Below are 23002 nucleotides of genomic sequence, written 5' to 3' on the forward strand. Positions count from 1 at the left end.
CTCGCGGGGCGCCCGGCGCTTCAGCCCGGCAGCAGGGCGCGCCGGAGGGATTGCACGACATGCGCGCCCATGGCGGCCCGCGTTTCCACCGTGGCGCTGGCGATATGCGGGGCCAGGACCACGTTGGGCAGCGCGGCGAAGCGCGGGTCGATGCGCGGCTCGTTCCGGAAGACATCGAGGCCGGCCGAGCCCAGCCCGCCATCCTCCAGCGCCGCCAGCAGCGCCGCCTCCTCCACCACCTCGCCGCGGGAGATGTTGATCAACGTGCCCCGGGGACCGAGGGCGCGGAGGGTGGCTTCATCCACCAGGTTGCGGTTGGCGGCGCCGCCGGTGGTGGCGACCATCAGGATGTCGCTGTCCTGCGCCAGCGCCAGCGGCGTGGGGTGGAAGGGCAGGTCCAGCCCCGGGCGCGGGCTGCGGGTGCAGTAGCGCAGGCTGAGCCCCGCAGCAGCGGCGCGGCGGGCGATGGCGCTGCCGATATGGCCGAAGCCGAGCAGCCCCATGCGGCAGCCCTGGATGGAATGGCCGAAGGGAAAGTCGCCGACCCGCGCCCAATCGCCGCTGCGGACATGGGCATCCGCCGCCAGCAGCCGGCGCCGCGCCATGACCAGCAGCGCCATGGCGAGGTCCGCCACCTCCTCCGCCAGCACGGCGGAGGTGTTGGTCAAGGCGATGCCACGTTCCGCGAGCGCGGCGGTATCCACCTTGTCGATGCCGGCGCTGAAGCAGGCGACGATGCGAAGTGCCGGCAGGCGGTCCAGCAGGGCGCGGTCCACGGTGTTGCGGCCGGAAATGGCGAGGCCAGCGATGGTGGCACCCTGCCCGTCCAGCACCGCCTTCAGCGCCGCCGGGTCGCGGCCGTCATGCACGGTGAAATGCCTGTCCAGCTCGGCCAGGGCGGCGGGCTGGATCATGTCGCTCAGCAGCAGGATTTCGGGCTTTCGCATGCTTGTCCTCCGGTCGGCCCGTCCATCGGCGACGGGCCGCCGCAGGTCAATGCGCTACTCCGCGGGCTCCAGCGCCGGCTGATGCGCCGCGATCATCCGCGCCAGCATCCGTCGCATCAGAACGCCGGGGCGGTCGCTGGGCATGTTCATCTCGATGCCCGTCTGGTCAAGCGGCACGTCGAAATCGGTGCTTTCCAGGATGTCGCGGTCCTCATCCGTCACGATGCGGTCGAAGGCGATGACATCGGCGGCCTTGGCCTGGTCCTCCGTGTCGTTGCGGAAGACGAATTGCACGACCATGGAGGTGCCGTCGTCGATCGGCGTGGCGCAGGTGACGATGGAATGGCTGAGGCCGTTCGGATACTGGATGCGCAGTTTGCGCAGGAAGGGCGCGTACCAGCGGCCGCGCATGTGGCGGACGGTGGTGTCGCTTTCCATGTTGAGGACCTTCTTCTGGATCTCGGGATTCCGCACCGGAACCTCCGTGATCATCATGAAGCCGTCCTCGTGTTCCTCGATCTCCAGCTTGGCCGGTTCCGGGTGCCCCTGGTCGCCAAAGCTCGTCCGGTGGACGAAGGCGAAGTGGGCATTATCAAAACTGTTCTCCATCAGGCGCAGGCCGGCGCAGCTCCAGACCTCGTAGAATTCGTCGATGCGCCGGAAGCCGAGGCCCTCCTCCTCGAAATCCGGCAGCGGATACAGCGGATCCTCCAGCGCCACCCAGACATGGCCGTAGCGGATCTCCGCCTGGTAGGCGGGCACGCGCATATTGGTGGCGCCCTGCCGATCCACCGGCCGCTGCGGCACGCGCATGACGCGGCCGTCGGCGGAAAATTCCCAGCCGTGATAGCCGCAGGCCAGCCGGCCGGAGGTGTAGAAACCCTTGGAGAGTTTGGCCGTGCGATGGCAGCAGCGGTCATCCATGGCTGCCGCCTTGCCCTCCCCGTCCAGCCAGATCACCAGGTCCTGGCCGAGCAGGCGGAAGGGTTTCGGGCCTTCGGCGAGGTGGCCGACCGGCATGACCGGGTACCAGAAGCGGCGCAGCAGCGGCGTGGCGGTGGCGAGCATCCGGCGGTCCTCCTGGCGGATCGGGCGGCCACCAGGGTGCGAATCCCGGCCCCGGGACGCAAGCGCCGCGCGGCGGCAGCGCGGGCAAAAGCGCCCGCCTGATCGCCAGCCTGCCCAGATTCCGGGCAGAATCAGGCTGACACGCCGAGGCTTCGGGCAGAACACCCTTCATTCCCCGCGCCCGCCTTGCTAACAGCGCCGCAAATCGAACTGCCGGGAACCCGCCATGCGCCGCCGCCAAGCCCTCGCCCTGATCGGCTCCACCCTCGCCGCCCCCGCCGTCCAGGCACAGTCGCTGACCAATGTCCGCTTCAGCCTGGACTGGGCGCTGCAGGGCCCGCAGGGCGCCTTCGTGCTGGCGCTGGACAAGGGCTATTTCCGCGAGGCCGGGCTGAACGTCACCATGGATCGGGGCTTCGGCTCCGGCGACGTGCCGGTGAAGATCTCGGCTGGTGCCTATGACGTGGGCGTCGCCGATCTTTCCCCCACCATCCGCATGAAGCTGGAGCGGCCGGAGAGCGACCTCTTCACGCCCTTCATCCTGCACGATGCCACGGCGCTCGCCGTGATGACCCTGCGGCGGGAAAACATCCGCACGCCGGCCGACCTGGTCGGCAAGACCCTCGCCGCGCCGGAATCGGACGCAGGCCGGCAGCTTTTCCCCGCCTTCGCCAAGGCCGCCGGCTTCGACCCGGCCGCCGTCCGCTGGCAGAGCGTGACGCCGCAGCTGCGGGAGCCGATGCTGGCGCAGGGCCGGGTGAATGCCATCACCGGCTTCATCACCTCCGGCATCTTCTCGCTGCGCGGGCTCGGCATTGCGGAGCAGGACATCGTCACCATGCTGTTCAGCGATGTCGGCGCGAATTTCTTCGCCACCTCCCTCATCACCACGCGGCGCTGGGCGGCGGCCAATCCGCAGGCGGTGACGGGCCTGATCCGCGGCCTGGTGCGCGCGCAATACGACAGCCTGCGCGACCCGGACGCCACCATCGCCAATCTCCGCCGGCGCGAACCGCTGACGGATGTGGCGCTGGAGACGGAGCGCCTGCGCATGGCGCTGGACCGCCTGACCTTCACGCCGCATGTGCGCCAGAACGGCTTCGGCCAGATCGACATGGCCCGGCTGCAGCGCAACATCGACGCGGTGCGGGACGCCTTCGGCATCTCGCGCCCGCTGCCGGCCTCCGATATCTACGACCCGTCCTACCTGCCCCCGGCTGCCGATCTCCGGCAGTCCTGAGGCGCCACGTGAAAGGTCCCGCCATGGCCCCGCTTCCCACCCGCTACTGGCAGGACCTGCCCTGGCCCGCCTTCAAGGACCTGCCGGCCAATACCGTCGCCGTGCTGCCGGTCGCCTCCATCGAGCAGCACGGGCCGCATCTGCCGGTCTCGGTGGACACCACCATCAACCAGGGCGTCATCGCCCGCACCCTGGCGGTGACGCCGGCGGAGCTGCCGGTGCTGGTGCTGCCGACGCAATGCGTGGGCTGCTCCGTGGAGCATTTGCGTTTCCCCGGCACTGTCACCACCTCGCCCGAGACGCTGCTGGCGCTGGTCACCGATATCGGCGCGAGCGTGGCGCGCGCGGGCGTGAAGCGCCTGGTGATCGTCAACAGCCATGGCGGCAACGTTTCCGTCCTTGACATCGCCTGCCGCCGCATCCGCATCCAGCACGGCATTTTGGCCATCAACGCCATGTGGGCGCGGATGGGCAAGCCGGAGGCGCTGAAGGATCCGGTGGAGGGCAAGTACGGCATCCATGCCGGGCGCGACGAGACCTCGGTGATGCTCGCGCTCACGCCGCACCTCGTCCACATGGACAAGGCGGTGAATTTCGTCAGCCGCTGGCAGGGCGTGTCGAACATCGCGCCGAACATGGCGCCCGATGCCGGCGCGCCGCTGGCCTGGCAGGCGCAGGACCTGAACCCGGCCGGCGCGGTGGGCGATGCCTCGCTGGCCACCACGGAAATCGGCGAGCAGCTGCTGGATTTTGCCGCCGAGAAGATGGCGACGCTCTGGGGCCAGGTCGCGGCCTTCGATGCCGAGGGTTTTCTCGCCAACGAGCCCTCCCCGCATGGCTGACATCGCAGCCCTGGTCGCCGCATTGGACGGGATCGAATTTTCGACCGATCGCGCCTTGCTGCGGCAGAAGAGCCGCGACTTCTACTGGTACAGCCCGATCCTGAAGGCGCAGCTCGGCGGCAAATCCGCCGAGCTGTTTGTCCGGCCGCGCGACGAGGCCGAAGTCTTGCGGGTTCTCACCGCCGCGCGGGCCGCCCGCGTGCCGGTGACGCAGCGCGGCGGCGGCACGGGCAATTACGGGCAATGCGTGCCGCTGGAAGGCGGCATCGTGCTCGACATGTCGGCGATGGCCGCGCCGATCGCCCTCACCGATGGCGTGGTGGAGGTGGAGGCCGGGGCGAAGATGATCGACCTCGACCTCTGGGCGCGCGAGCGGGGCTGGGAGCTGAAGCTCTGGCCCTCCACCAAGCGCACCGCGACCATCGGCGGCTTCGTCGCCGGTGGCGGCGCCGGGGTGGGCGGCATCAGCCACGGCACCATGCGCGAACGCGGCAATCTTTTGGGCGCCCGCGTGGCGACCATGACGGATCCGCCTCAGGTGCTGGAGCTGGAGGGCACGGCGGCCAACCCCGTCAACCGCACCTATGGCACCACCGGCGTGCTGACCCGCATCCGCGTGCCGCTGACGCCGGCGCAGGATTGGCGCGACGTCGCCATCGCCTTCCCCGACTTCGTCCCCGCCAGCCGCTTCGCGCTGGAGCTCAGTTTTGCGGACGGCATCCCGAAGAAGATGTGCGGCGTCTTCGACAGCCAGCTGCCGCCCTTCTTCCGCGGCCTTTCCGATGCCGTGCCCGCGGGCCATGCGCTGGCGCTGGTGATGGTCGCACCCTCCGCCCTGCTGGCGCTGCGCGAGCTGGCCGCGGAACACGGCGGCACCATCGTCGCCGAGCAGTCCACCGTGGAGGCCGAGCGCGATGGCGATGCCACGCCCTTCTACGAATATTGCTGGAACCACACCACGCTGCAGGTGCTGAAGAAGGATCGCGGCGTCACCTACCTGCAATGCCGCTTCCCCTTCGAGAACACGCTCGAAGCGATCGAGGCCGTGCGCATCCCCTTCCGCGAGGAGGTCTGGATGCACACGGAATGCGTCCGCTTCGGCGGCCGCCTCACCATGTCCGCCCTGCCCGTCATCCGCTGGACCAATGCCGAACGCCTGGCCGAGATCATGGCGGCCTTCGAGGCGCATGGCATCGGCATCGCCAATCCCCACGTGCTGACCATCGAGGAAGGCAGCAACTACCGCCGCGTGCCCGGCGACCAGCTCGGCTTCAAGCAGCGCACCGACCCGCTCGGCCTGCTCAACCCCGGCAAGATGCGCGATTTCGTTCCTCTGGAGGCCTGATGTCCGTTCAAGCCGTACTGGCCGAACTGCCGGCCATCGACTGGATCACCGACCCCGCCTTGGTGCGCCAGCGCTCGCGCGACTTCTTCTGGTACTCGCCCGTACTGAAGCGCCAGTTGAACGGTGTGACGGCGGAGGCGGTGGCCTGCCCGCGGGACGAGGCGGAGGTCATCGCCATCATGGCGGCCTGCGTGAAGCACCAGGTGCCGCTGACGCCGCGCGGCGCCGGCACCGGCAATTACGGCCAGGCCATGCCGCTGAAGGGCGGCATCGTGCTGGACCTGATGGGCCTCAACCGCGTGATCTGGACCAAGCCCGGCGTGGTGCGGGCGCAGGCGGGGATCAAGCTGATCGAGCTGGATGCGATCACGCGGCGGGAGGTGCGTGGCGAGCTGCGCTTCCACCCCTCCACCAAGCGCACCGCAAGCCTCGGCGGCTTCATCGCCGGCGGCTCCTCCGGCATCGGCTCCTGCACCTACGGCAAGCTGCGCGAGCCCGGCAACATCCTGGGCCTGCGCGTGGTGACGATGGAGGCGCAGCCGCGCGTGCTGGAGCTGCGCGGCGCCGAGATCGACAAGGCGAACCACGCCTATGGCACCAACGGCGTGATCACCGAGCTGGAGATGCCGCTGGCGCCGGCCTGGGACTGGATCGACGTGCTGTCGGAATTCCCGGACACGATTTCGGCTGCGCGATTCTCGGAGGCGCTGGTGGCCTCGGACGGTATCGTGAAGAAGATGGCCGGCGTCGTCGCGCCGGGCGTGGCGCAGCGCTATTTCAAACCCTTCCTCGGCATGCTGGTGCCGGGCACCGCGACCTCGCTCGCCATGGTGGCCGAGCCCTTTCTGGAATTGCTGCCGCCGCTGCTGGCGCGCTTCGGCGGCCGGCAGGTGCATGCGGCGCCGACCGAGGCCGCCGAGACGCCGCTCTATGAATTCACCTGGAACCACACCACGCTGCAGGCGCTCAAGGTCGATCGCAGCCTGACCTATCTGCAGAGCCTCTTTCCCGCGCCGCACCACTTCGACCTCATCGCGAAGATGGATGCGCTGTTCGGCGATGAGGTGATGCAGCACCTCGAATTCGTCCGCCTCGGCGGCGTCGTCTCCTGCTTCGGCCTGCAGCTCGTGCGCTTCACGACGGAGGAGCGGCTGGCGGAAATCATCCGCATCCATGAGGAGGCCGGCGTCCCCGTCTTCAATCCGCATGCCTTCACGCTGGAGGAGGGCGGCATGAAGCGGATCGATTCCGAGCAGCTGGACTTCAAGCGCATCGCGGATCCGAATGGCCTGCTGAACCCCGGCAAGATGATCGCCTGGGACGACCCCGACTGGACGCCGGAACGCAAGCGGGGCTTCTACCTCTACGGCCAGGCCGATGCGCCGGCGGTCGAGGAAGTCCTCGAATAACTAATCCAGCCAGTCCGGCCGCGGCAGCGCCTGATAGGCCTCGCGCAGGCTTTCGGACCAGCGCTGGCGCAGGAAGGCGAAGTAGGCATCATCCTCCCCGATGCGCCGGCGCAGCGAGACGCCCAGCGCATCGCGGCGGATCACCGTCAGGTCGATCGGCAGGCCCACCGTCAGGTTGGAGCGCAGCGTGCTGTCCATGCTGATCAGCGCCAAGGTCACGCCATCCGCCAGCGGCGTCGCCGGGCTCAGCACGCGGTCGAGGATCGGCTTGCCGTATTTGTGCTCGCCGATCTGCAGGAAGGGCGTGTCCGCCGTCGCCTCGATGAAATTGCCGGCGGCATAGACCAGGAAGAGCCGCGGCGGCGCCGTGCCGATCTGCCCGCCGAGCAGGATGGAAACATCGAAGCCCAGCCCCTGGTCGCGCAGCCCGGGACCATCCGTCGCGAAGACTTCGCGCACCGCAGCGCCCACGAGTTGCGCCGCGCGGAACATGCTCGGCACCGTGGCCAGCGTCAGCGTCTCGCCTTCCAGCTTCACGCCTTCCTGCAGCCGGTTCCACACCGCCTGCGTCACCGCGAGATTGCCGGCCGTGAGCAGGACCAGCACACGCTCGCCCGGCTGTTCCTGAACGAAGGTCTTGCCGAACACGGAAATATTGTCGACGCCCGCATTGGTGCGGGTGTCGGACAGCATCACCAACCCGGCATCCAGCAGAAGGCCGACGCAATAGGTCATGCGTGCAGGTAGAAATCGGCGATCTCGCGGCCGAGATCGAGGTTGCGGTCGATCATGCGCGTCAGGAAATCGTGCAGCCCGCCGGCCAGGATATCCTCGATCCGCGCATCGCGCAGCCGCGCATGGGCCTCGCTCGCCAGGCGATGGCATTCCCCGCGACGGCCGCCGCTCGATTCCGAAATCCGGTCCAGCACCTGCTCCACCCGCCGGTGGCAGGCGAGCAGGGAGCGCGGCAGTTCCGGGCGCAGGATCAGCAGATCCGCCACCAGCCTGGGCTGCAGCCGCGTGTGATAGACCCATTGGTAGGAGCGCAGGGCGGAGACGGAGCGCAGCAGCGCCTGCCACTGCGCATAGGCCACCGCGCCCTCCGATTCCGGCCCGTCGAGCGCCGTATGCTTCGCATCCAGCAGCCGCGCCGTGTTGTCGGCGCGCTCCAGCATCACGCCGAGATGCACGAAGCGCCAGCCGTCGTCGCGCAGCATGGTATCCGCCGCCGCGCCGTTGAACAGCAGCGTGCGCGCGCGCACCCAGTCGAGGAAGGCGGGCAGCCGGTCGGCGTCGGTGGCGGTCGCGGCCAGCAGGCGCATCTCGCGCCAGGTGTCGTTCAGCGCCTCCCACATATCCACGGTCAGCGCCGTGCGCACCGCGCGGCCATTGCTGCGCGCGGCCTCCACGCAATTGGCGATGGAGGAGGGGTTCTTGGGGTCCACCGCGAGCCAGCGGATCACCGCCTCCGGCGTCACCTCGCTATGCTCGGCCAGGAAGCCCGGCTCGGCGCCGGTGGCGACCAGCAGGCTGCGCCATTCATCGCCGGTGTCGCCCAGGCTCTCGCCCAGCCCGGCCATGCGCAGCGCCACCTGCATGCCGCGGGCGAGGTTGCCGGCGCGCTCGGTATAGCGGCCCATCCAATAGAGGCTGTCTGCGGTGCGGGAGAGCATGGCGACTACCCCTGCCCCTGCGATTGCGACTGGCTCTGGCGCCCGCCACCGGATTGCGACTGGCTTTGTGATTGAGACTGGCTGGGCGCGTCATCCACCACCCAGGTGTCCTTGGTGCCGCCGCCCTGCGACGAATTCACCACCAGCGACCCCGCCCGCAGCGCCACGCGGGTCAGCCCGCCCGGCACGATCCGCACCGCCTTGCCGGTCAGCACATAGGGCCTGAGGTCGACATGGCGCGGCGCGATCTCCTCCCCGGCCAGGCAGGGCACGGTGGAGAGCGCGAGCGTCGGCTGCGCGATATAGTCCGCCGGCTTTTCCAGGATGCGCCGGGTGAATTCCGCGCGCTGTTCCGCCGTGCTGTGCGGCCCGATCAGCATGCCGTAGCCGCCCGAACCCCGCGCCAGCTTCACCACGAGATCCGCGATATTGGCCAGCACATAGGCACGGTCCTCCTCCCTTTCGCAGAGGAAGGTCGGCACGTTCTGCAGCAGCGGCGCCTCGCCGAGATAGAAGCGGATCATCTCCGGCACGAAGGGGTAGATCGCCTTGTCATCGGCGATGCCCGCGCCCGGCGCATTGGCCAGCGTGACGTTGCCCGCGCGATAGGCGCCGAAGATGCCGGGCACGCCGAGCATGCTGTCCGGCCGGAACACCTTCGGGTCCAGGTAGTCGTCATCGACGCGGCGATACAGCACGTCCACGCGCCGCGGCCCTGCGGTGGTGCGCATGAAGACGATGTCGTCCTGCACGAAGAGATCCGCGCCCTCCACCACCTCCACGCCCATCTCATCGGCCAGGAAGCAGTGCTCGTAATAGGCGCTGTTGAAATGGCCGGGCGTCAGGATGGCGACGGAGGGCTCGCCCCGGCAATTTGGCGGCGCCACGTCCTTCAGCGTCTCCAGCAGATCCTCCGGGTAGTGGCTGACCGGCGCGAGGCGGTGGCTGGCGCAGAGCGCCGGGAAGAGCCGCAGCATCGCCTCCCGGTTCTCCAGCATGTAGGAGACGCCGGAGGGCGTGCGGCAATTGTCCTCCAGCACGTAGAAGTCATCCGAGCCGGTGCGCACCAGGTCGATGCCGGAGATATGGCTGTAGATGCCCCCGGGGGGCACGAAGCCCTGCATCTGCGGGCAATAGGCCTCGTTCTCCAGCACCAGGGCGCGCGGGATCAGGCCTGCGGCCAGGATCTCCTGCTTCCCGTAGACATCCGCCATGAACATGTTCAGCGCCTTCACGCGCTGGGTCAGGCCGGTGGCCAGCCGGTCCCATTCGGCGCGGGCCAGGATGCGGGGGATCACGTCGAAGGGGATCAGCCGTTCCGGGTCGCCGCCCTCGCCATAGACGGCGAAGGTGATGCCGACGCGGCGGAACAGCGCCTCTGCTTCCGCCCGTTTCACTGCCAGGGCTTCCAGCCCATGCGCCTGAAGCCAGGCGGCGATGCCGGCATAGGCTGGGCGCACGGCGCCGTCTTCATGCATCTCGTCGAAAGCGCGGCCGGTTTCCGTCACATCGAGCGTCCAGCATTCCCCGTTTCAGGACGACCTTGGGCGAAATGGTCCCGGCTGGGAAGGGGCGCGGGGCGGCCGCTAGCCGCGGGCGAGGCCTGCCTTGCCTGCGTCCTGGGCGGATTGTGCCCCGGCCGGGTGCAGCGCAACCTCCCGGATCAGCTTGGCGCGCATCGCGCGGGCGAAGTCGCGCCGGTCCTCGGCCCGCATCACGAAGGCGCCGGGGCCGCCCATCACATCCCGCTCATAGGCCGCGGCGAGGCGCCCGTCGCGCCAGGCGGAGCTCGCCTCGATCGCCAGGCCGTTCACCACGATGCCCTGCGCGACGGCGTAGTCCCGCGCCTCCGCCGCCGGGGTCAGGCTGCGGATATCGGGCCCGTCGCCGGAGACGTCGATGGTGCGCTCCTCCGCCCGCCAGGGGGCGCCGGCGATCAGCGCGGTGGCATGCAGGATGGCGTCCCCGATGGCGTTGTAGGATTGGCGGGAGCGTGGGGCATCGCGCATCGCCTCCGCCGCCGCCTGGGCGCTGGCGGCGTCGCTGACGCGCAGCCAATCCACCACCGTCGCCGCCCCGCCCGGGGAGCCCCATTCCACCATGGCCACCCCGATCGCCCCGCGCGGCCGGGACCGGATGGCGGCCAGCACGGCGGGATGGGCGATGGCCTCCGCGATTCCCTCCCGCTGCAGGGCGAATTCATCGGCGTCGATGGAGCCGGAGGCATCGACGGCCAGCACCAGCAGCAGGTCCACCGCCGCGCCCGCGGCTCCCATCTGGGCCCGCGCAGGCGCGGCCGCCAGCGCCGGCGTGGCCAGCAGGGCGCGGCGCGGGATCACGAGGCGATGGCGTAGGCCGGGCGGCGCGGATCGGCCCCGGCGCGCTTCAGGCCCGCCGCCACGTCGTCCAGCACCACCTCCACGCTGCCGGCCAGCCAGGTGATATCGGGCCAGGGCTTCACCTCATGGCCGAGCGCCGAAAGCTCCGCCCGCACCGCCTCCGAAATGCGCGATTCCACCGCCAGGCGGCCCGGGAAGTATTCGTAGGGGGCGAAGGAGGAGGGGAAGGAATAGCTGGCGACGCGCGGCGCCTCGATGGCGTCCTGCACCTCCATGCCGAAATGCAGGATGTTCAGCATGACCTGCAGCATGGCCTGGATCTGCACATCGCCGCCCGGCGTGCCGAAGGGCATGGCGCCGCCATCCTTCGTCACCACCATGGCCGGGTTCGGCGTCAGCCGCGGCCGCTTGCCGGGGGCGACTCCCGAGGGATGCGCCGGGTCCGGCCGGTTCTGCGAGCCGCGGCCCGAGATCACCAGCCCCGTGCCCGGCACCACCGGCACGTTCCAGGACCCGTCGGAGGGGGTGGCGCTGAAGGCATTGCCCCAGCGGTCCACCACCGCGACGTAGGAGGTATCGGCCTCCACCTTCGGCAGCGCCGCGCGGCTGGCCTCGGGCAGGTCGTTGCCGCGCCCCAGGATCGGCTCCGGCAGGCCGGGATGGGCGCGCTTCAGGTCGATGGCCGCCGCGCGCGCCGCGATATGGCCGGGTGACAGAAGCTGCTCCAGCGGCACATCCACCATGGCGGGGTCGCCAAAGTGGTATTCGCGGTCGGCCAGCGCGCCCTTCAGCGCCTCCACCAGCACATGGATATAGGCGGCGGAGTTGTGCGCCAGCCCGTCGATGCCGAGGCGCTCGACGATCAGCAGCGCCTCCGTCAGCGCCGGGCCCTGGCACCAGGGGCCGCAGGTCAGCAGGGTGTGGCCACGCCAGTCGCGCGCCACCACGGGCTCGATCCGGCTGCGGTAGTCCGCCATGTCCTGGGCCGAGAGGAAGCCGCCCTCCGCCTGGACGAATTTTACGACCGCCTGCGCCAGGTCGCCCTTGTAGAAGGCGTCATGCGCGGCCTGCAGCCCGGCCTGCCGCCCCTGCCCCACCGCGGCGCGTTCCTGGTCCACCATATAGGTCAGGCTGCGGGCGAGGTCGGACTGGAGAAATTTCTGGCCGAGCGCCGGCACCTTGCCGCCGGGCAGGAAGATCGCGGCGTTCTGGTCCCAGGTGCGGTATTCCGCCTCATGCGCCGTCAGGCTTTCGCGCAGCAGCGGGTACATCGCAAAGCCTTCGCCGGCGAAGCGGATGGCGGCGGCGGCGATCTCGCCGAAACTCATCGTGCCGTGGCGGGACAGGGCCTGGATCCAGGCATCCGGCGCGGCAGGCACCACCATGCGGCGCACGCCGGGCGGCATCTGGCCGCCATGTTCGCGCATGAAGACATCAGGCGGCGTCGCGCGCGGCCAATGGCCGAGGCCGGCGATGCTCTCCACCGTGCCATCGGCCTTGCGGATCAGGATGGGCGCGACGCCGGCGACGCTGACCAGGTCCGGCTGCAGCACGCCGAGTGCCAGCCCCGCCGCGCAGCCCGCATCGACCGCATTGCCGCCGGCCTCGAGGATGGCATAGCCCGCGGCCGAGGCCAGGTAGTGGCCCGCGCTGATGGCATGGCGCGTGCCGCTGATGGTGGGGCGGCCGGCGGGGGGCATATTCATGGGGCTTCCAGCATCCGTGTAAACTGGGATGCAGGCTCCGCGCCCGGGGGCCCGCCTGTCAACCGCCCTGGCGCAGCCGAGCCAGGGCCTGGAGGCAGGCCTCGAAGCCCGCAAGGTCCGTCCAGCGCGCCGCCTCCGGCACGTCGCGCCGCACCAGAAGCCCCGCCGCGGCGCGGATGCCGCCATCGATCATCAGATTGTCAGCCAGGCCGAATTCCTCCAGCGCCAGGCCCTCCCCATCCACCCAGCGCCCGGCTTCGTTGCGGCGGGCCTCGGGGCCGAGGAAATGCCGCGTGCGGCTGGCGAAATCCGCCGCCGCATTGCTGTAGCCCAGCACCGGCCGGCCAAGCGCCCGCATGAAGCCGAGCTCATAGACCGTGCCGGCATCGGCGGAGGGGCCGCGGAAGGGTGTCAGATTGGCCACCAGCGCGTCGCAGGCGCGGATATGCGCCTCGTTCCGCAGATAGATGGCGTACCAGGCCTCCGCGGCCGCATCGGCGGCGGGGTCCGGGCGTGGGTCGGTGGGGAAGACGCCCTCCAGGCCATGCAGCGCGCAGAGGCGCTTCTTCTCCGCCGCCATGGCGGCGGCCTCGGGCAGGAAGACATCGGGACCGGCGAGATAGACTTTCATCCCCCCATCATGCCCGATGGGCGGCTGGTTGAGGAACCGGGCCCCTGCCACACGCCGAATCCGGGCTTGCCGGAAGGCGGGCCGGCGCGTGCAATGGGCGGCGATGAGCATCGACCTCGAAGCCGAATACAACAACCGCGCCCGGGTGCCGGAGCACCCCGCGCATATCGCGGCGTGGCAGCGGGACTCCGCCGCCTGGCGGGACGCCTGCCCGGCCGTGGAGCTCGCCCTGCCCTACGGGCCGGGCGCGCGCGAGAAGCTCGACCTGTTCTGGCCGGATGCGACGGCCCGCGATGCGCCCATCGCGCTCTTCATCCATGGCGGCTATTGGCAGGGGCTGGGGCGCGAATTCGTCTCCCACTGCGCGCGCGGCTTGAACCTGCGGGGCGTCGCGGTGGCGGTGCCCTCCTACTACCTCTGCCCGCAGGTCACGCTGGCCATCATCGTCGCGCAGATGCAGGCGGCGGCGGCCATGCTGCACCGCCGGCACGGGCGAGCGTTGATGGCGAGCGGCCATTCCGCCGGCGGGCATCTGGCGGCGATGCTGCTGGCCACCGATTGGCCGGCGCTGGATGCCGCGCTGCCGGCCGGGCTGGTCCATGCTGCGCTGCCCATCTCCGGCGTCTTCGAGCTGGATCCGCTGCGCCATACCAGCATCGGCGTCGCGCTGAAGCTCGACCGCGCCGAGGCGCGCCGCCTCTCGCCCCGCTTCCTGCCGCGCCCGCCCGGTGCGCTGCCCCGGAGACTGGCTTGCGTGGTGGGCGGCGCCGAGAGCGGCGAGTTCATCCGCCAGAGCCGCGACATGGCGGCCGCCTGGGGCGGCGACTGCACCATCCTGCCGGGGGCCGACCACTTCACCGTGCTGGCGCCGATGGCGGATCCCGAGAGCACCATCGTGCTGCACGCCAAACAGCTTGCAAGCGCGTGATAGTTCAAGCTTAAAATAATGCGGGAGACTGGAGGGACGATGATGAGCATCCAATTCGGCCGGCGCCATGCGCTTGGTTTGGCTGGGGGCCTGGCGGCTGGCGCGCTGGCGGCGCCGATGGTCGCCCGCGCCCAGGCGGCGCCCGTGAAGATCGGGCTGGTGGCGCTGGCCACGGGCCCCGCGGCCTCGCTCGGCACGCATCTGCGGGACGGTTTCCAGCTCGGCATGCGCCATCTCGACGGCAAGCTGGGTGGCCGCGCGGCGGAGGTGCTGCTGATCGACGACGAGCTGCGCCCGGATGCGGCGGTGACCAAGGTTCGCGCCGCGCTGGAACGCGACAAGGTGGATTTCGTGGTGGGCGTGGTCTTCTCCAATATCCTGGCCGCCATCATGCGGCCGGTGACGGACAACCAGACCTTCCTGATCTCCACCAATGCCGGCCCCTCCCCCTTCGCCGGCCGTGGCTGCAACCCCTATTTCTTCGCGACTTCCTATGTGAACGACCAGAACCACGCGGTGATGGGCAAGGCGGCGCAGGATGCGGGCTATGGCCGCGTCATGCTGCTGGCGCCGAACTACCAGGCGGGGCGCGACGCCGTCGCGGGCTTCAAGTCCGAATACAAGGGCACGGTGGTGGACGAGATGTTCACGCCGCTGACCCAGATGGACTTCTCCGCCGAGCTCGCGCGCATCGCCGCCGCCCGTCCGGATGCGGTCTTCACCTTCATGCCGGGCGGGCTGGGCGTCGCCATCGTGCGGCAGTATCGCCAGGCGGGGCTGGCCACCATTCCCTTCCTCTCCGCCTTCACGGTGGACGAGGCCTCCCTGCCCGCGCAGGGGGAGGCCGCGATCGGCTTCCAGACCGGCACGAGCTGGACGCCCACCCTGCCCAACGAACAGAACGCCCGCTTCGTCCGCGACTTCGAGGCGCAGTTCAACTACGTGCCCGCCAGCTATGCCGCGCATGCCTATGACGCGGCCATCCTGCTGAACAGCGCGGTCACCAAGACCGGCGGCAACCTGGCCGACAAGGGCGCGCTGCGCAACGCCATCAAGGCCGCCGATTTCCGCAGCGTGCGCGGCACCTTCGCCTTCGGCGCCAACCACTTCCCGGTGCAGGATTTCTGGCTGGCCAAGGTGGCGCAGCGGCCCGACGGCAAGTTCCAGACCGAGCATGTGCGCAAGGTCTATGACAACGTCACCGACCCCTTCGCGGCGCAATGCCGCATGCCGGCGGGCTGAGGGCGCAAGCAGGATGTCGCTGACGCTGCTGCTCGTGCAGGGCCTGAACGGGCTGCAGCTCGGCATCCTGCTGTTCCTGGTGGCCGCCGGGCTGACGCTGGTCTTCGGGGTGATGGATTTCATCAACCTGGCGCATGGCGTGCAGTATATGCTCGGCGCCTACTTTGCGGCGTTCCTCGCCAGCCAGACCGGCAGCTTCTGGCTGGCGCTGCTGCTGGCGCTGCCGGCGACCCTGCTGGTCGGGCTGGTGCTGGAATTCCTGGTCTTCCGGCATCTCTATGACCGCGACCACATGGCGCAGGTGCTGGCCACCTTCGGGGTGATCCTGATCCTGAACGAAGGGGTGAAACTGCTCTTCGGCCCGGCGCCGCTGCAGGTGCCGATGCCGGAGGCGCTGACCGGCGGCTTCCCGATCATGGACGGGCTGCTCTACCCGCATTACCGCCTGGCGATCATCGCCGGGGGCCTCGCCACCGCGGGCCTGCTCTGGTGGCTGGTGGAGCGCACGCGCGTCGGCATGCTGATCCGCGCGGGGGCCACCAATGCGCCGATGGTCGCCGCACTCGGCGTCGATATCCGCCGGCTCTTCATGCTGGTCTTCGGCTTCGGCGCCATGCTGGCGGGTTTCGCGGGGGTGATGGCGGCGCCGATCCTCTCGGTGGAGGCCGGCATGGGCGACAACCTGCTGATCCTCGCCTTCGTCGTCATCGTCATCGGCGGCATCGGCTCCATCCGCGGCGCCTTCATCGCGGCGCTGCTGGTGGGCACGGTGGAGACGCTGGGCCGCACCATGGCGCCGGACCTGATGCGGCTCTTCCTCGATCCCTCCGCCGCGCGGCAGGTGGGCGCGGCTCTGGCCTCCATGCTGATCTATATCGCCATGGCGGCGATCCTCGCCTTCCGGCCGGCGGGCCTGTTTCCGGTGCGCGCCTCCTGATGGGTTTCCTGCGGAAGGAGGCGCCGGCGCTGCTGCTGCTGGCCGCCCTCGGCCTCGCGCCCTTCGTGGGATTCGGCGAGGGCTATATCCTTACTTTGCTGGCGCGCGCCATGATCCTGGCCATGGCCGCCGTCTCGCTCTCCTTCCTCGTCGGCGGCGCCGGGCTGGTCTCGCTCGGCCATGCGGCGATGCTGGGCTTCGGCGCCTATGCGGTGGTGATCCTGGACGACCGCCAGATCGTCGATGCCGCGGTGGTTCTGCCGGTCGCGATCCTCGCCGCCGCCGGCTTCGCGCTGGTCACCGGTGCGGTCGCCATCCGCACCAGCGGCGTGCATTTCATCATGATCACGCTCGCCTTCGGGCAGATGGCCTTCTTCACGGCCAGCTCGCTCTCCGGCTATGGCGGCGATGATGGCTACACGCTTTATGCGCGCAGCGAGGTGGCCGGCACGCGCATCCTTTCGGATCGCCTGGTCTTCCACTTCGTCTGCCTCGGCGCGCTGACGGCCAGCTGGCTGCTCTGCCGCATGCTGCTCGCCTCCCGCTTCGGCCGGGTGCTGCGGGCGGTGCGGGGCAATCCGATGCGGGCGCAGGCGCTGGGCTTCGCGCCCTATCCCTATCGCCTGACCGCCTATGTCATTGCGGGGGCCATCGGCGGCGCGGCCGGCTTCCTCTTTGCCAATGCCACCGAATTCGTCGCCCCCGCCTATATCTCCTGGCAGCGATCCGGCGAGCTGCTGTTCATGGTGATCCTCGGCGGCATCTCGGGCCTGCATGGCGCGCTGCTCGGCGCGCTCGGCTTCGTGCTGCTGGAGGAGTGGCTGTCGCATCAATGGGAGCATTGGCGCCTGGTCTTCGGCGTGCTGCTGATCCTGGCCGTGCTCTTCCTGCCGGGCGGGCTGGCGGGCCTGCCGGCGCAGATCGGCCGGGTGCTGCGCCGTGGCTGAGGCCGTGCTCTCCCTGCGCGGCCTGCGCAAGCGGTTCGGCGCGCTGACCGTGACCGATGACGTCTCGCTCGACGTCGCGCCGGGCGAGATCCACGCCATCATCGGCCCGAACGGCGCCGGCAAGACCACGCTGATCAACGAGGTCAGCGGCGTGCTGCCGATCGATTCCGGCCGCATCCTGTTCGGCGGCCGCGACGTCACCGGCCTGCCGCTGCATCGCCGCGCGCGCCTCGGCCTGGCGCGGTCCTTCCAGATCACCTCGATCATCCCGGACTTTTCCGCGGTCGAGAATGTCGCGCTCGCCGTGCAGGCGGGCGATGGCACCTCCTTCCGTTTCTTCCGCCCCGCCGCGACGGAGCGCCGGCTGAATGCGGCGGCCCTGGCGGCGCTGGAGCAGGTGGGCCTCGCCCATCGGGCCGCGACGCCGGCCGGCGCCATGAGCCATGGCGAGAAGCGCCAGCTGGAGCTTGCCATCGCACTGGCCACCCAACCCCGCCTGCTGCTGCTGGATGAGCCGCTGGCCGGCGCCGGGCCGGAGGAGACGGAACGGCTGGTGGCGCTGCTGCGGTCCTTCCGCGGCCGCTACACCATCGTGCTGGTGGAACACGACATGCAGGCGGTCTTCGCGCTGGCGGACCGCATCTCCGTCCTCGTCTATGGCCGCCTGATCGCCACCGGGGGCCCCGACCAGATCCGCGAGAACCCGGAGGTCCGCGCCGCCTATCTCGGCGAGGACGATATCCCCCTGATGGCCGCACCATGCTGAGGCTCGAATCCCTCACCGCCGGCTATGGCGGCAGCCAGGTGCTGTTCGGCCTGGATCTCGAGATCGGGGCGGGCCAGGTGGTGACCCTGCTCGGACGCAACGGCATGGGCAAGACCACCACGGTGCGCGCCATCATGGGGCTGCTGCCGAGCGTCGGCGGCCGCATCTGGGGCGGGGAGATCGTGCTGGACAACCGCGCGGTGGCCGGCCTGCCGGCGCATCGCCTGGCGCAGCAGGGCCTGGGCCTGGTGCCGGAAGGCCGCCAGGTCTTCCCGACCCTGACGGTGGAGGAGAATCTGCTGGCCACCGCCGCGCATCGCGGCCCCGGCGCGCCGCGCTGGACGCTGCCCGCCGTCTACGACTTCTTCCCCCGCCTGCGCGAACGCCGCCGCAACCCCGGCGCCAAACTCTCGGGCGGCGAGCAGCAGATGGTGGCGATCGGCCGCGCGCTGATGACGAATCCCCGCCTGCTGATCCTGGACGAGGCGACGGAGGGCCTGGCGCCGCTGATCCGCGCCGAGATCTGGTCCGTGCTGGCGCAACTCAAGGCGGAGGGCCAGGCGATCCTGCTGATCGACAAGAACCTCGCCGCCGTCTCCCGCCTCGCCGACCGGCATGTGGTGATCGAGAAGGGCCGCACCGTCTGGACCGGCACCAGCGCGGAGCTGGAGGCAACGCCGGCGGTGCGGGACACCTACCTGCACCTGTAAAGCGGACCGCCCCGCCGCAGTCAGCCGCAGAACCAGCGCACCCGGTCCAGCACGGCCTCGGCATCCGGCGCCGTCGCACCATGCGGCATCCTGATCGTCAGCAGGTTCAACGGCATCGCCTGGCTGGAGATGGTGACCTGGCCACCGCCGGTGCGCCCCACGGGAAAGCCGCCGGGGACGTCGAACATCATGATCCGCACCCCGATGTTCCGGACGTAGCGGTTCATGACGTTGGCGTAATAGGTTACGTCGATCCCCTCCGGGGTGCCCTGCTGGACGCTCCAACCCGCGAAGACAACCAGCATGCCGCTGCAGACGGTTCTCGACGGCTGCGCCTTGGCCGGCAGGCTTGCGCCGAGCGCCAGCAGAAGGCCGGCCAGCGCGGCTCTCAGGGGGAATGACATTGTGCTTCCTTTATCGCTGGCCTGACTATCGGCCGCGGCGAAGGGGGGGTCCAGCAGGCGCTGCCAATGCCGGGGATTGGCGGAGCCTTGGCCCCGCCTCACCGCCCGCCGAATTCCGCCGGCAGCACCTGCGCCAGGTGGTCGAACACCGCGCGGAAGCGGCGGCCCTGGCGCACATCGGCATGCGCCACCAGCCACACGGCCTGGCGCGGCGCGAAGTGCGCCTGCATCAGCCGTCGCAGCCCCGCGCGCTCCCCCAGCCGGACCTGCATGATGCCGATGCCGAGCCCGGCGCGCACCGCCGCGTGCTGGCCCACCATGCTGTCGGAGCGATAGACCACCCGCCAGCTTTCGACCGGCAAGGCCAGCCGTTCCGCCACGCGGCGGGCGAAGGGGTCGCGGTCGAAGCCCACCATGCGGTGCTGCGCCAGTTCGGCCAGCGTCTGCGGCTCACCGTATCGGGCCAGATAGTCCTCCTGCGCGAAGATGCCGAGTTCCATGGTGCCGACCTGGCGTGCCACCAGGTCCGGCTGTTCCGGCCGCGCGAAGCGGATGGCGATATCGGCGTCGCGCCGCAGCAGGTTCTCCACCTGGCTGCTGGCCAGCATCTCGATGGTGATGTCGGGATTCGCCTCCATGAAGGGCCGCAGCAGCACGGGCAGTCGCTCCACGCCAAAGGGCTCGCTGGTGGTGATGCGCACCGGGCCACTGGGCGCATCCAGCTTGCCGGCCATGGCGATGGCCAGCGCCTGGGCCGCCTGCTCCAGGCCCAGCGCATGGTCGAACAGCGCCTGGGCGCGGTCGGTCGGGCGCAGGCCCTGCGGCGTGCGATCGAACAGCGCCTCCCCCACCGCCTCCTCCAGCGTGCGGATCTGCCGGCCGACGGTGGGCTGGGTGAGCTTCAGCTGGATCGCGGCGGCGGAGAGGCTGCCGGTCCGCATCACCACGACGAAGGCCTGCAGCAGGCTCCAATCCAGCGGCGCAGGGGGGGTCATGGCCCCATGCATTTCCGCATGCCGGGCGAACGACAATGGGCAATCCCGCGGAACGACGGCGGGCGGCATCTTCCCGTCACCGGCAGCGACATCGGGTCGCTCGCCCCACCAACAGGAAAGACCGCTTCCATGAGCACCACCCTCCGCAGCCTTCTCGCCGCCACCGCCCTGCTGGCCGGCCTGTCCAGCCAGGGCGCCTTCGCCCAGGACATGTACCCCCGCACCATCGGCTCCGGCGAGAGCGCCGAGATCGTCTACGGCCCCGGCCCGCAGGGCAATATCCTCGGCGGCGGCGCCGTCGCGGTGCGGCAGGTGACCGGCAGCGAGGCCATCGTGACCTATCTGGATGACCAGTTCGTGCAGCGCGCCCAGCCCGGCCAGGTGGCCGTGGTGATCAGCCGCGGCGAGAACACCCAGCGCGTCGAGCTGCCCGCCGCCAGCCCGCGCAGCTGATGCCGGCCAATCCCGCGGGCGGCGCTAAACGACCGCCCGCGGCGCATGGCTCGCCGGCCGTGCCTTCAGCTTCAGCTCCCGCAGCTCCGCCTGGTCCTTCGCCGCATTGCGCAGCGCGGCGTCCTGGCCCCAGCGGTATTGCGGCGGGCAGGCGACATCCCGCACGCCATAAGCTGCCGCGGCATGCAGGGTGAAGAAGGGGTCCGTCAGATGCGGGCGCCCCAGCGCCACCAGGTCCGCGCGCCCAGCGGCGATGATGGTGTTCACCTGGTCCGCGCTGGTGATATTGCCCACGCACATCACGGCCACCCCCGCCTCGTTGCGGATCATGTCCGCCCAGGGCAGCTGGAACATGCGGCCATAGACCGGGCTGGCATCGGCCACCGTCTGGCCGGTGGAGACATCCACCAGATCCACGCCGGCGGCGACGAAGGCGCGCGCGATGGCGAGGCAATCCGCCTCCGTGAGCCCGCCCTCCGCCCAGTCGGTGGCGGAGATGCGCACCGACATCGGCTTCCCGGCCGGCCATACGGCGCGAAGTGCGGCGAAGACTTCCAGCGGATAGCGCAGGCGGTTCTCGATCGGGCCGCCATATTCATCCGTGCGCGCATTGGTCAGCGGCGAGAGGAAGCTGGCGAGCAGATAGCCGTGGGCGCAATGCAGCTCCAGCATATCGAAGCCGCAGGCGAGGCCGCGTTCGGCCGCGGCGACGAAATCCGCCTTCACCTGATCCATGTTGTCCCGCGTCATCTCGCGCGGCACCTGGCTGTGCTTGTAGTAGGGGATGGGGCTGGCGGAGAGGATCGGCCAGGCGCCGGCCTCCAGCGGCTGGTCCATGCCTTCCCACATCAGCTTCGTCGCGCCCTTGCGGCCGGCATGGCCCAGCTGGAGGCAGATTTTTGCGGCGGAGGTCGCATGCACCAGATCGACGATGCGGGTCCAGGCCGCCTGCTGCGCGTCGTTCCACAGGCCGGCGCAACCCGGCGTGATGCGCGCCTCCGGTGAGACGCAGGTCATCTCCGTGAAGACCAGCCCGGCGCCGCCCATGGCCCGCGCGCCGTAATGCGCCAGGTGAAAATCGCCGGGCAGGCCGTTCTGCGCCGAGTACATGCACATGGGCGAGACGACGACGCGGTTCGCCAGCGTCATGTCGCGCAGGGCCAGCGGCTGGAACATCGGCGGGCGCTTCGGATCGCCGCCCACCTCCTCCGCCACCGCGCGCTGCGTCTCCGCCACGAAATCCGGTGCGCGCAGCGCCAGGTTGTCCCAGGTGATGGCCTTGCTGCGCGTCATCACGCCGAAGGCGAAGCGGGTGGGGGAGAAGTCCCAGAAGCGCTTCACATGCTCGAACCAGACGAGCGAGACATTGGCGGCGTGCTGCGTCTTCTCCACATCCTCCCGCCGCCCGGTCTCGAAGGCATGCAGCGCGCTGGCAACGCTTTGCTCCGCCAGGAAGGACTGGTGCAGCGCGATGGCATCCTCCATGGCCAGCTTGGTGCCGGAGCCGATGGAGAAATGCGCACTGGCCTTGGCATCCCCCAGCAGCACCACATTGCCGCGCACCCAGCGGGCGCATTTGATGGTGGGGAAGCGGCGCCACTGGCTGCGGTTGGTGATCAGGCGGTGGCCCTGCAATTCCTCGGCGAAGACGCCTTCGAGGAAGGCCGCACTCTGGGCCTCATCCATCCCGTCCAGGCCGGCCTTGGCGAAAGTCTCAGGATCGGTCTCCAGCACCCAGGTGCTGGCACCGGCCTCGTACTGGTAGCAATGGGCGATGAAGATGCCGTGCGGCGTTTCCTTGAAGAAGAAGGTGAAGGCGTCGAAGGGCCGGGTGCTGCCCATCCAGGCGAAGCGGTTGGGGCGGAGGTCCACCTCGGGCCGAAAGTGCTCGGCGAAGCGCTCGCGGATGGGGGAGTTGATGCCATCGGCGGCGACGATCAGGTCCGCATCCGGGAAATCCTCGGGCGTGGCCTCCCGTCGGAATTCCAGCTCCACGCCCAGTTCGCGCGCGCGCGCGGCCAGCAGCATCAGCAAGGTGCGGCGCGAGCAGCCGCAAAAGCCGTTGCCGCCGACGCGGTGTTCCTGGCCCTTGGCGACGATCGCGATGTCGTCCCAATAGGCAAAGCTTTCGGTGATGGCGCGGTAGCTCGGCTCGTCGGCCTGCTTGAAGGCGTCCAGCGTGGCGTCGCTGAAGACCACGCCGAAGCCGAAGGTATCCTCGGCCTGGTTGCGTTCCACCACGGTGATGCGGGAGTCTGGAAAATCCCGCTTCATCAGGATGGCGAAATACAGCCCCGCCGGGCCGCCACCGATCACCGCGATCCGCATCACCTCGGCCCCCTGGTCGCTTCGTGGAATAGTTTAGGCTTCAAGCAATGAGGGTTCAACCGGATGTTGCGCAAGGTTCCGGGGATGTTTTA

At 69.9% G+C, this 23002-nt stretch carries 22 protein-coding genes; 11 read left to right on the plus strand and 11 right to left on the minus strand.

Going from position 1 to position 23002, the window contains the following annotated elements; all coding sequences use genetic code 11:
• Positions 1-20: 20 nt before the first annotated feature.
• Together ACTIF1_RS04885 and ACTIF1_RS04890 are read right to left on the minus strand one after the other, a co-directional pair.
• The gene (locus ACTIF1_RS04885) at positions 21-947 is read right to left on the minus strand and encodes an NAD(P)-dependent oxidoreductase (RefSeq protein ID WP_439595258.1); all 927 of its coding nucleotides are present in this window, start codon (positions 945-947) and stop codon (positions 21-23) included.
• 54 nt (positions 948-1001) lie between these two features.
• Positions 1002-2015, minus strand: coding sequence for an aromatic ring-hydroxylating dioxygenase subunit alpha (locus ACTIF1_RS04890; protein WP_439595259.1), 1014 nt, complete (start codon positions 2013-2015; stop codon positions 1002-1004).
• Between the two features lie 226 nt (positions 2016-2241).
• Here ACTIF1_RS04890 and ACTIF1_RS04895 point away from each other — a divergent pair, with 226 nt between their 5' ends.
• From ACTIF1_RS04895 to ACTIF1_RS04910, 4 genes are read left to right on the plus strand one after another with little or no spacing between them, the layout of a single operon-like run.
• Complete coding sequence (locus tag ACTIF1_RS04895; RefSeq protein ID WP_439595260.1) at positions 2242-3255, plus strand: ABC transporter substrate-binding protein; 1014 nt, start codon at positions 2242-2244, stop codon at positions 3253-3255.
• A gap of 23 nt (positions 3256-3278) precedes the next feature.
• A complete protein-coding gene (locus tag ACTIF1_RS04900) occupies positions 3279-4097 on the plus strand; it encodes a creatininase family protein (protein ID WP_216872475.1) in 819 nt (272 codons plus the stop codon).
• Complete coding sequence (locus ACTIF1_RS04905) at positions 4090-5442, plus strand: FAD-binding oxidoreductase (protein WP_439595261.1); 1353 nt, start codon at positions 4090-4092, stop codon at positions 5440-5442. Before ACTIF1_RS04900 ends, ACTIF1_RS04905 begins: the two co-directional genes overlap by 8 nt.
• A complete protein-coding gene (locus ACTIF1_RS04910) occupies positions 5442-6851 on the plus strand; it encodes an FAD-binding oxidoreductase (protein WP_439595262.1) in 1410 nt (469 codons plus the stop codon). Before ACTIF1_RS04905 ends, ACTIF1_RS04910 begins: the two co-directional genes overlap by 1 nt.
• On the opposite strand, the gene ACTIF1_RS04915 is transcribed toward ACTIF1_RS04910, so the two are convergent.
• The 6 genes from ACTIF1_RS04915 to ACTIF1_RS04940 all read right to left on the minus strand — a co-directional run bounded on the left by ACTIF1_RS04915 (position 6852) and on the right by ACTIF1_RS04940 (position 13200).
• Positions 6852-7586 (minus strand): peptidase, encoded by a 735-nt coding sequence (locus tag ACTIF1_RS04915; RefSeq protein ID WP_439595263.1) that lies wholly within the window; start codon positions 7584-7586, stop codon positions 6852-6854.
• Complete coding sequence (locus tag ACTIF1_RS04920; protein WP_439595264.1) at positions 7583-8524, minus strand: alpha-E domain-containing protein; 942 nt, start codon at positions 8522-8524, stop codon at positions 7583-7585. The genes ACTIF1_RS04915 and ACTIF1_RS04920 overlap by 4 nt, the downstream gene beginning before the upstream one ends.
• Positions 8525-8529: 5 nt before the next feature.
• A complete protein-coding gene (locus ACTIF1_RS04925) occupies positions 8530-10032 on the minus strand; it encodes a circularly permuted type 2 ATP-grasp protein (protein ID WP_439595265.1) in 1503 nt (500 codons plus the stop codon).
• Between the two features lie 78 nt (positions 10033-10110).
• Positions 10111-10863 carry a DUF1194 domain-containing protein gene (locus tag ACTIF1_RS04930; protein ID WP_439595266.1) on the minus strand — a complete coding sequence of 251 codons (753 nt, stop codon included), beginning with the start codon at positions 10861-10863 and terminating at the stop codon, positions 10111-10113.
• The gene (locus tag ACTIF1_RS04935) at positions 10860-12569 is read right to left on the minus strand and encodes a gamma-glutamyltransferase family protein (protein ID WP_439595267.1); all 1710 of its coding nucleotides are present in this window, start codon (positions 12567-12569) and stop codon (positions 10860-10862) included. Before ACTIF1_RS04935 ends, ACTIF1_RS04930 begins: the two co-directional genes overlap by 4 nt.
• A 58-nt stretch (positions 12570-12627) precedes the next feature.
• On the minus strand, positions 12628-13200 hold the full coding sequence (locus ACTIF1_RS04940) for a nucleoside 2-deoxyribosyltransferase (RefSeq protein ID WP_439595268.1): 573 nt from the start codon (positions 13198-13200) through the stop codon (positions 12628-12630).
• Positions 13201-13303: 103 nt separating this feature from the next.
• On the opposite strand from ACTIF1_RS04940, the gene ACTIF1_RS04945 reads away from it, so the two are divergent.
• From ACTIF1_RS04945 to ACTIF1_RS04970, 6 genes are read left to right on the plus strand one after another with little or no spacing between them, the layout of a single operon-like run.
• Positions 13304-14128 carry an alpha/beta hydrolase gene (locus ACTIF1_RS04945; protein WP_439595269.1) on the plus strand — a complete coding sequence of 275 codons (825 nt, stop codon included), beginning with the start codon at positions 13304-13306 and terminating at the stop codon, positions 14126-14128.
• Between the two features lie 42 nt (positions 14129-14170).
• Entirely contained in the window at positions 14171-15370 is a 1200-nt protein-coding gene (locus ACTIF1_RS04950) for an ABC transporter substrate-binding protein (protein WP_439595270.1), read from the plus strand.
• Positions 15371-15383: 13 nt separating this feature from the next.
• Positions 15384-16307 (plus strand): branched-chain amino acid ABC transporter permease, encoded by a 924-nt coding sequence (locus ACTIF1_RS04955; protein WP_439595271.1) that lies wholly within the window; start codon positions 15384-15386, stop codon positions 16305-16307.
• A complete protein-coding gene (locus ACTIF1_RS04960) occupies positions 16307-17254 on the plus strand; it encodes a branched-chain amino acid ABC transporter permease (RefSeq protein ID WP_439595272.1) in 948 nt (315 codons plus the stop codon). The genes ACTIF1_RS04955 and ACTIF1_RS04960 overlap by 1 nt, the downstream gene beginning before the upstream one ends.
• Positions 17247-18020 (plus strand): ABC transporter ATP-binding protein, encoded by a 774-nt coding sequence (locus tag ACTIF1_RS04965; RefSeq protein WP_439595273.1) that lies wholly within the window; start codon positions 17247-17249, stop codon positions 18018-18020. Before ACTIF1_RS04960 ends, ACTIF1_RS04965 begins: the two co-directional genes overlap by 8 nt.
• On the plus strand, positions 18014-18730 hold the full coding sequence (locus tag ACTIF1_RS04970) for an ABC transporter ATP-binding protein (RefSeq protein ID WP_439595274.1): 717 nt from the start codon (positions 18014-18016) through the stop codon (positions 18728-18730). The genes ACTIF1_RS04965 and ACTIF1_RS04970 overlap by 7 nt, the downstream gene beginning before the upstream one ends.
• A 20-nt stretch (positions 18731-18750) precedes the next feature.
• On the opposite strand, the gene ACTIF1_RS04975 is transcribed toward ACTIF1_RS04970, so the two are convergent.
• Both ACTIF1_RS04975 and ACTIF1_RS04980 read right to left on the minus strand, forming a co-directional pair.
• The gene (locus tag ACTIF1_RS04975) at positions 18751-19134 is read right to left on the minus strand and encodes a hypothetical protein (RefSeq protein WP_439595275.1); all 384 of its coding nucleotides are present in this window, start codon (positions 19132-19134) and stop codon (positions 18751-18753) included.
• 98 nt (positions 19135-19232) lie between these two features.
• Complete coding sequence (locus ACTIF1_RS04980; protein WP_439595276.1) at positions 19233-20129, minus strand: LysR family transcriptional regulator; 897 nt, start codon at positions 20127-20129, stop codon at positions 19233-19235.
• Between the two features lie 129 nt (positions 20130-20258).
• On the opposite strand from ACTIF1_RS04980, the gene ACTIF1_RS04985 reads away from it, so the two are divergent.
• A complete protein-coding gene (locus ACTIF1_RS04985) occupies positions 20259-20582 on the plus strand; it encodes a hypothetical protein (protein ID WP_439595277.1) in 324 nt (107 codons plus the stop codon).
• A gap of 24 nt (positions 20583-20606) precedes the next feature.
• On the opposite strand, the gene ACTIF1_RS04990 is transcribed toward ACTIF1_RS04985, so the two are convergent.
• A complete protein-coding gene (locus ACTIF1_RS04990; RefSeq protein WP_439595278.1) occupies positions 20607-22910 on the minus strand; it encodes a bifunctional salicylyl-CoA 5-hydroxylase/oxidoreductase in 2304 nt (767 codons plus the stop codon).
• Positions 22911-23002 lie beyond the last annotated feature (92 nt).

Origin of the sequence: Falsiroseomonas sp., assembly GCF_051860665.1 — a bacterium.
In the GTDB taxonomy this organism is placed as follows: domain Bacteria; phylum Pseudomonadota; class Alphaproteobacteria; order Acetobacterales; family Acetobacteraceae; genus Falsiroseomonas.

What these genes read in the sequence shown, in the direction of transcription:
- ACTIF1_RS04885 (WP_439595258.1), bottom strand. Translation starts at nt 947, where the DNA reads ATGCGAAAGCCCGAAATCCTGCTGCTGAGCGACATGATCCAGCCCGCC.
- ACTIF1_RS04890 (WP_439595259.1), bottom strand. Translation starts at nt 2,015, where the DNA reads ATGCTCGCCACCGCCACGCCGCTGCTGCGCCGCTTCTGGTACCCGGTC.
- ACTIF1_RS04895 (WP_439595260.1), top strand. Translation starts at nt 2,242, where the DNA reads ATGCGCCGCCGCCAAGCCCTCGCCCTGATCGGCTCCACCCTCGCCGCC.
- ACTIF1_RS04900 (WP_216872475.1), top strand. Translation starts at nt 3,279, where the DNA reads ATGGCCCCGCTTCCCACCCGCTACTGGCAGGACCTGCCCTGGCCCGCC.
- ACTIF1_RS04905 (WP_439595261.1), top strand. Translation starts at nt 4,090, where the DNA reads ATGGCTGACATCGCAGCCCTGGTCGCCGCATTGGACGGGATCGAATTT.
- ACTIF1_RS04910 (WP_439595262.1), top strand. Translation starts at nt 5,442, where the DNA reads ATGTCCGTTCAAGCCGTACTGGCCGAACTGCCGGCCATCGACTGGATC.
- ACTIF1_RS04915 (WP_439595263.1), bottom strand. Translation starts at nt 7,586, where the DNA reads ATGACCTATTGCGTCGGCCTTCTGCTGGATGCCGGGTTGGTGATGCTG.
- ACTIF1_RS04920 (WP_439595264.1), bottom strand. Translation starts at nt 8,524, where the DNA reads ATGCTCTCCCGCACCGCAGACAGCCTCTATTGGATGGGCCGCTATACC.
- ACTIF1_RS04935 (WP_439595267.1), bottom strand. Translation starts at nt 12,569, where the DNA reads ATGAATATGCCCCCCGCCGGCCGCCCCACCATCAGCGGCACGCGCCAT.
- ACTIF1_RS04940 (WP_439595268.1), bottom strand. Translation starts at nt 13,200, where the DNA reads ATGAAAGTCTATCTCGCCGGTCCCGATGTCTTCCTGCCCGAGGCCGCC.
- ACTIF1_RS04945 (WP_439595269.1), top strand. Translation starts at nt 13,304, where the DNA reads ATGAGCATCGACCTCGAAGCCGAATACAACAACCGCGCCCGGGTGCCG.
- ACTIF1_RS04950 (WP_439595270.1), top strand. Translation starts at nt 14,171, where the DNA reads ATGAGCATCCAATTCGGCCGGCGCCATGCGCTTGGTTTGGCTGGGGGC.
- ACTIF1_RS04955 (WP_439595271.1), top strand. Translation starts at nt 15,384, where the DNA reads ATGTCGCTGACGCTGCTGCTCGTGCAGGGCCTGAACGGGCTGCAGCTC.
- ACTIF1_RS04960 (WP_439595272.1), top strand. Translation starts at nt 16,307, where the DNA reads ATGGGTTTCCTGCGGAAGGAGGCGCCGGCGCTGCTGCTGCTGGCCGCC.
- ACTIF1_RS04970 (WP_439595274.1), top strand. Translation starts at nt 18,014, where the DNA reads ATGCTGAGGCTCGAATCCCTCACCGCCGGCTATGGCGGCAGCCAGGTG.
- ACTIF1_RS04975 (WP_439595275.1), bottom strand. Translation starts at nt 19,134, where the DNA reads ATGTCATTCCCCCTGAGAGCCGCGCTGGCCGGCCTTCTGCTGGCGCTC.
- ACTIF1_RS04980 (WP_439595276.1), bottom strand. Translation starts at nt 20,129, where the DNA reads ATGACCCCCCCTGCGCCGCTGGATTGGAGCCTGCTGCAGGCCTTCGTC.
- ACTIF1_RS04985 (WP_439595277.1), top strand. Translation starts at nt 20,259, where the DNA reads ATGAGCACCACCCTCCGCAGCCTTCTCGCCGCCACCGCCCTGCTGGCC.
- ACTIF1_RS04990 (WP_439595278.1), bottom strand. Translation starts at nt 22,910, where the DNA reads ATGCGGATCGCGGTGATCGGTGGCGGCCCGGCGGGGCTGTATTTCGCC.